The sequence below is a fragment of the Paenibacillus wuxiensis genome, assembly GCF_040195695.1.
In the GTDB taxonomy this organism is placed as follows: Bacteria; Bacillota; Bacilli; order Paenibacillales; family Paenibacillaceae; genus Paenibacillus_B; species Paenibacillus_B suaedae.
The window spans coordinates 505,613-511,910 of the sequence record NZ_JBEFZI010000007.1 but is presented as its reverse complement, the minus strand read 5'-3'; the positions used below and the strand labels follow the sequence as shown (position 1 = coordinate 511,910).

At 45.0% G+C, this 6,298-nt stretch carries 9 protein-coding genes; all 9 read right to left on the bottom strand.

Annotated elements, in window-relative coordinates; translation table 11 throughout:
- The coding region (locus tag ABN764_RS18805; protein ID WP_446672719.1) for a transposase at positions 1-719 on the bottom strand (719 nt) is incomplete at its 3' end.
- A gap of 160 nt (positions 720-879) precedes the next feature.
- Complete coding sequence (locus tag ABN764_RS18800; protein ID WP_021256612.1) at positions 880-1,164, bottom strand: DUF4183 domain-containing protein; 285 nt, start codon at positions 1,162-1,164, stop codon at positions 880-882.
- 167 nt (positions 1,165-1,331) lie between these two features.
- Entirely contained in the window at positions 1,332-1,616 is a 285-nt protein-coding gene (locus ABN764_RS18795) for a DUF4183 domain-containing protein (RefSeq protein WP_446672718.1), read from the bottom strand.
- 354 nt (positions 1,617-1,970) lie between these two features.
- A complete protein-coding gene (locus ABN764_RS18790; protein ID WP_446672717.1) occupies positions 1,971-2,411 on the bottom strand; it encodes a DUF4183 domain-containing protein in 441 nt (146 codons plus the stop codon).
- A 417-nt stretch (positions 2,412-2,828) separates the two neighbouring features.
- Positions 2,829-3,299 (bottom strand): phage holin family protein, encoded by a 471-nt coding sequence (locus tag ABN764_RS18785; RefSeq protein ID WP_446672716.1) that lies wholly within the window; start codon positions 3,297-3,299, stop codon positions 2,829-2,831.
- A 306-nt stretch (positions 3,300-3,605) separates the two neighbouring features.
- Positions 3,606-3,968 (bottom strand): hypothetical protein, encoded by a 363-nt coding sequence (locus ABN764_RS18780; RefSeq protein ID WP_446672715.1) that lies wholly within the window; start codon positions 3,966-3,968, stop codon positions 3,606-3,608.
- A 119-nt stretch (positions 3,969-4,087) separates the two neighbouring features.
- Complete coding sequence (locus ABN764_RS18775; protein ID WP_021256618.1) at positions 4,088-4,330, bottom strand: hypothetical protein; 243 nt, start codon at positions 4,328-4,330, stop codon at positions 4,088-4,090.
- A 94-nt stretch (positions 4,331-4,424) separates the two neighbouring features.
- Complete coding sequence (locus tag ABN764_RS18770; RefSeq protein ID WP_021256619.1) at positions 4,425-5,675, bottom strand: cation:proton antiporter; 1,251 nt, start codon at positions 5,673-5,675, stop codon at positions 4,425-4,427.
- Between the two features lie 19 nt (positions 5,676-5,694).
- On the bottom strand, positions 5,695-6,180 hold the full coding sequence (locus ABN764_RS18765; protein ID WP_174810904.1) for a cation:proton antiporter regulatory subunit: 486 nt from the start codon (positions 6,178-6,180) through the stop codon (positions 5,695-5,697).
- Positions 6,181-6,298 lie beyond the last annotated feature (118 nt).

Genomic DNA, 6,298 nt, shown 5'->3' with positions numbered 1-6,298 from the left:
TTTAATCGCGGCAAAAAATCTTTACGCAACAACCGAACTGCTTTTTTTAGTGGTTTATCTTTTGGTTGTTCCTGCAGCTTTTGTTCCAGTTTCGCTACCGCTTGTTCCAACTTCACGCTCGTGACTTCGCTCGATTCGCCCAGCTCTAGTAAATCTCGATCTTGTAGTTCCTGCTCTTCCTGTCGCTCTGCTTCTTCAATGCTCGTAAACAATACTTTTACTTTCTCTTGCAAATTAGCTCTGTGCTTCGCCACAGATTTTCCCCATACGAAGGTGTACTTATTCGCATTCGCTTCGATTTTCGTACCGTCTACAAAATAATGCTCCATCTTAATGTACTTCTCCTCAATAAGGAAACCAAGGATAGATGTGAAGATCTTTTCAAGCACGCCTCTCATTCGCTCGGAGCGAAAACGATTAATGGTACGGAAATCCGGACGCTGTCTGGCTGCAAGCCACATAAAAGGAATGTTCTCCCTCACGGCTTTAGCAATTTGGCGAGAAGAATAAATACGTTGCGTGTAGGCGTAGATGATAATTTTAGTGAGCATTTTCGGGTGGTAACTATTTCGGCCTCCACCGGGATAAGCTGCTGCAAATATTTGATCGTCTATGCGATTCACCGCATGATTGATGATACGAACGAGGTGATTTTGGGGAATGTCTTCTTCCAAATCCATTGGCAGATAAAGTTGATCCATGCTATATTGAATGTACAAAGAAACCGTTCCTTTCGTAAATGGTGGGTGGTACTTCCATTTTACTAAAGAACGGTTTCTTTTTGTTTTACATATTTGAAAACAAGGGGGCGTCCCAAGTCTTTTTAGACTTTTGGGACACCCCCGATATTTAAACACACACACTATTTATATATCGGCATTACGTTACGACAAATTCGACGAGGATTGGGGTAGCAGGGTCAAGCGCATCTCCTCCAGGAATCGTTATCGTTGTTGTCGTTACTGTCGACGTATCTGCTGTCTGGATGGTGCCATTAATATAGAGAATATAATAAGCGAATAAACCTGGGAATGCTGTTGCTGCAGCACCAGCGTCATTCGTAAAAGCTGTTGCGGCAACCGCGAATGTGGCGCCAGTTCCAGTCCCGACTCCAATCGTAGCTGCAAATTTCCGACTTGCTACAAATGGTTGAGTAATAGGCATTATTTTCTCCTCCTTTTCTTAAGGGATGCTATATTAGATGCAAGTGGGACAAGTATTGAACCTTGCAGTTGTCTTGAAGAAAAAAACACATTTAAAAGCCAACAAAAAACTGCTCTGGAATATAACCAGAACAGTCTATGATCAGCATATGAAACAATCGTTCTTGGTTAATTCACAATAAACTCAACGATGAGCGGCGTGGCAGGATCAAGCGCATCGCCGCCAGGGACTGTTATTGATGTTGTCGTAACTATAGACGTATCTCCCATTTGGAGAACCCCATTGATATAAAGGTCATAGTAGGCAAATGAGGCTGGAAATGAAGTTGCTGTAGCACCAGTATCATTTGTAAATGCTGTGGCCGCAATCGTAAACGCAGCACCTGTTCCCGTGCCTGCTCCGATGGTCGAACTGAATTTCCTGCCTGCCAGAAACGGTTTAATAATTGCCATTTATTTCACTCCCCTTTTGAGATACCTTATTTGATGCTGATCCTAGAGGTACTGATTGTGTACATGATATGGTGAACGCTCAGGTTACAACTTGAATCTTTTCCAACAAAATAAACATGCTTGCAAAATTTTCGTGTTTGCTTTCCTCCAACAATCTTGGAGAAAGAGAAAGTATACCTTCTTTGGTTAAAGGTCTTTCTCGACTTATGGTAATATCTATGTATCCTATTTTTTCACCTCCTGTTGTAAGATTGCGGATCGAAATTATATCCCACATACAAGAAACAAGCGACTAATTGGTTCCTCATGATCTGTTCCCCGCTTTTTTTATGTTTGTTCGATCCCTAATCCGAATCACCCCATTTCCGCATGAAAAATTCGTATGAACTGAAGCGTTATAGGAACGCCGTCCACTGGCACCTCATCAATGGTTAATGCCCCAGCCGACACCTTGTACACAATAAGCGGCTGAAGAACGCCGTTGATGAACAAGTTCGTGTAGGATACAGTTGCCGGATCCAGTATGTCCGAGCTTCCGTATTGCGGCAGCGCATTCTCGTTCGTGTACGTGGATTTTACCCCGTCGCTTCTTGTAATGAATTGGAACGTTTCTACCTTCAGCACCTTGCCGGTCTCCGGTGGAGTCGGTGGTACCGGTGGAACAGGAAATATTAGCGCGCACCCAGGGGGTGGCCATACGCTTCCGGACGTCAGCCCGCTCGCCTGGGCATATTCGAATTTCAGCTTACTACTCCAAGGTTTCGACGTTATGCGAATCGCATTATCACCGTTCATATATCCACCTGTCCCCCCTACCCAAATTTATGTCGTGCTTTGATAATGCTTATGATATTCATATCCTTTTAGCCTGCTTAGGGCATATGTACATTCCATAATCAAATCCGCAAAAAAAGGCTGCACAAGAGCCAATTAACAATGCTCTGAAACAGCCCTTCGTCATCGTGTTCCGCAATATTCAGCCGAAAAACAAGCAACTTGATAACCATCATCCGGTCTCTGACCGGCCTTACCTGAAATTTATGTAGAAGCAACATATTTTCCACAAAGACAGCCTTCCTTCGAGATCATTCACGTTCACGGATAGAATAAGGAGTGCCTCTCATTCCAGCATCAAACATACTAGCTGTCCAAGGCCACTCCTTCCTTCCACCGCGGCATCGCGTTCAAGGCTCGTCCTTTTTGAACAACAGCTTAGATTTGAGGGGAGTTGTCATCTTTCTCCTGCTGGTTGTCTCGCTTATCCCCCTTCTGACTGTCGTCTCCATCGTTACTTTTATCCTTCAATACAAAGATCGCCTTCTTGATTACATTTGGGACTGGCACACCGAGTCGGCCCCCATTCTCAACAATCGACAACACTTCATTAGCCATATAAAAATAGGTTGTCGCATCTCGAATCATCTCTTTGCTGTCAAACGCGATATCGATCTGATGAGCGAGTGCAATAATGAAGAAAATGAATACTTTGCGCGCTATCCCGATAAGACCGACCCGGCTCAACAATTTCCCTTCCACAGCGGAAGCTAACATCCCTGTCACATAATCTAATATTACCATCGTTAACAGAACCTGAACTAACGCAGGCCATCCTCCAAATACAAACGAAAACGTTCCTCCAACAGCTGCAGCACCCGTTTTGAGTAGAAGATTGAATCGGTCCATGCTTGCCCTCCTCTGCAGTCGTATACACTTTGGCCTGTATCTAGCACTTTCAATGCCTCTGCTAGAGTATTGACGAAGCACTCGCAGACCCTGACTATATGTTATGCAGCATGCTCGTTGCCCGACAAAGGCAAGCCTCCTAACTCGCTTTCATTGCAACAATGGACAGGATGATTTTGATCTACTAGAATGAAAGATTTGCACTCAGTCAAACAATGGCCTGACCTCCGCTTCCCCCCGCAATTGATCAACAGCAAAATACGGTACCCCACAGAGTACCGTTTCGTTTCCCTATGCCCCTATTCCTTATTCAATATTCCGGCTCGCTTCAATTGTCCCTTTACCTTGGACTATCCGTTCATGGCTCACTTGAATGGATGATCCAATGTCCATCGAAATCCTTGCAGGAATGAGTTCGAAGGTAGAGACAACTGCCCGATGATCAGACGGCCATGGCGTAATCGCAATATCAGTATAGGGACCTCTCTCGCCTACAATACGGCTGTCAATCGTAGCAGACGGCCCTCCCGCATAGACAAAATCAATGCGATCATGCACCTCGTCCAGGGCGATATGTCCATTCCCTCCTGGCGTCCAAGTCACGGCCGGCTTCGTGAGCGGATCCGAGTGCACTTCCCGATAGGAATCTCGAAACTGTAGCTGCTCCAATCGTATGGATACCGGCCATTCGACACGCTCGATTCCCCTTCTAGTCCTCTAAGAGAAAAACAAAAGCCGCTGAATGCTCAGCGGCTCAAATTCGTAACCATCATAGATGGAATGTTCCATTACGCATAGGGTTCTGCTAGACAGTACTCGTCCTCCATATGGCGAATCCATTCTTCCAGCTCATCCAGCTGTTCGAAGGTTCGTACCGCAATAGGAGCACGGTTAGGTACGTCTCTCTGCAAGATGACAGTATCGCCCGCCATCATCCGTTCCCTTGCATGTCTATAGATTGTATCCACCCGTTTCCAATCCTTGTGTTCATAAGCGCTCCCAATCTGCGTGAGATCGATAGTGATATTCATACGCTATCCCTCCCTTGAATGGGTATGCCTTACAATATATAATATAACCTATTTTTCTCAAAACGTACCCGATTTTTAAAGATGAGCCATCCAACTATACACCATCTGAGTTCGTGCTCTGTTCCTTGCCACGAACTCGCTTCTTCCCGAATAGCGATTTACTCCCTTGAATCCCCTTATCGACCAGGTTGTATATGCGCTTGGACTCCTTCGTTAAGAGTGGACCTAAGATCGCAAGCAACAATACATATAGCACGGCAAAAGATTGGACAACCGGTAGCAGCCCTCCAGCTTTGCCGATATTCGCCATAATAATGGAGAACTCTCCTCTTGAGGCCAATGTGAAACCAATGTTAATGGAAGCACGGCTCGATAAGCCTGCTGCGCGACCTGCCAGCATCCCTGCGATGACATTCCCGATTATTGTTAAGATCACGGCGACAATCGCCATACCAACTGCTCCCCCTAATGTCATCGGGTCAATCGTTAAGCCGAAGCTGAAGAAGAACACAGCCCCAAAGAAATCACGGAAGTTGATCACATAATGTTCAATCCGCTTCACATGCTGGGAATCAGCAAGTACAAGTCCTACTAATAGAGCTCCAATCGCCTCTGCCACATGCAGTGTTTCCGAAAATCCAGCTACGAGGAACAATGTTGCCATCACCAAAATAAGGAACAGTTCTGATGATTTCCCGTTCAAGATTCGATCAATGAACGGCATCGCCTTGCGGCCCAAAATAATGAATAACAAAATGAATACAAGTGCAGATCCCGTTGTCATCAGTACCGTTCCGAGGGATGCGCCCCCGCTAAGTACAAGACCGGACAAAATGGACATATGAATGGCGATGAATAAATCGTCAAACATAATCATGCCCATAATCACTTCAGTTTCCGGATTCGCCGTCCGTTTTAAATCGACCAATACTTTCGCTACTATCGCGGTTGATGAACTTGTCATAATCCCGCAAATGACCAGTGTCTCCGCAAGTGGCATTCCCATCAGCCAACCTATCAGCAAGCCGGAGACGAAGTTAATCGCAATATAGGAAATTCCTCCAACCACGATGGATTTCCCTGATTTGAGCAAGCGTCCTACGGAGAATTCCAGCCCCAAGTAGAACAACAGGAACAGTACCCCAATACGACCCATAAAATCAATAAAGACTGAACTCTCAATGAAACGGAAGTCAAATATCCAAAAATGCGGCGCGTGCGGCCCAACCGCCATCCCGATTAGAATATAGAAAGGAATGACAGAGAAGCGAAGCTTCGTTGCAATAACGCCCACTAGTCCAATTAAAGCAATAGCTAATCCAACCTCGAAAATAATCGTATCCATAGTTCACCCCGTTTTCTGCTTATTCGCTTCCACTTAACAGCCAAGGCTTAAGCAGCTTAATATGTTGTCTTTCCCCTGCAACGACAAGCGTTGTATGAGCAGATAACACGACATCAGGTCCTGGATTGATTATTTTTTTATCCTTTTCAAGAATCGCTATAATCGTTGCCCCTGTCGTTTCGCGTACTTTAATTTCTCCGATGCTCTTGCCAACGCAGGCTGCATGAGGCTCCACCTTGTACCATTCAATCATGAGGTCATCCAAGGCAACATTGACCGTCTCGAGTGCCTTCGGCTTATAGATAAGCCCACCAACGATAGCAGCAACTGCGCGCGCCTCATCATCATCCAATGTCACCATCGAAATACTCTCTTCTTGATTCTGCTGATCAAAATGATACATTTCTCGTCGTCCATCATCATGCACTATGATGACCAATTGATCTCCATTGCGAGCTTCCAACTGATATTTACGACCGATTCCTGGCAATTCTGTTTCTTTCATATTCAAATGAAATCCCTCCAACCGTCCATAGGTTTATTTTTCTCACATTGTGAAATAAGGAACTTTATATACATGTCAAATACATCTTTCTTGCAGCACAAAATAATCCATGTAAATA

What these genes read in the sequence shown, in the direction of transcription:
- ABN764_RS18770 (WP_021256619.1), bottom strand. Translation starts at nt 5,675, where the DNA reads ATGGATACGATTATTTTCGAGGTTGGATTAGCTATTGCTTTAATTGGA.
- ABN764_RS18800 (WP_021256612.1), bottom strand. Translation starts at nt 1,164, where the DNA reads ATGCCTATTACTCAACCATTTGTAGCAAGTCGGAAATTTGCAGCTACG.
- ABN764_RS18765 (WP_174810904.1), bottom strand. Translation starts at nt 6,180, where the DNA reads ATGAAAGAAACAGAATTGCCAGGAATCGGTCGTAAATATCAGTTGGAA.
- ABN764_RS18795 (WP_446672718.1), bottom strand. Translation starts at nt 1,616, where the DNA reads ATGGCAATTATTAAACCGTTTCTGGCAGGCAGGAAATTCAGTTCGACC.
- ABN764_RS18775 (WP_021256618.1), bottom strand. Translation starts at nt 4,330, where the DNA reads ATGAATATCACTATCGATCTCACGCAGATTGGGAGCGCTTATGAACAC.
- ABN764_RS18785 (WP_446672716.1), bottom strand. Translation starts at nt 3,299, where the DNA reads ATGGACCGATTCAATCTTCTACTCAAAACGGGTGCTGCAGCTGTTGGA.
- ABN764_RS18790 (WP_446672717.1), bottom strand. Translation starts at nt 2,411, where the DNA reads ATGAACGGTGATAATGCGATTCGCATAACGTCGAAACCTTGGAGTAGT.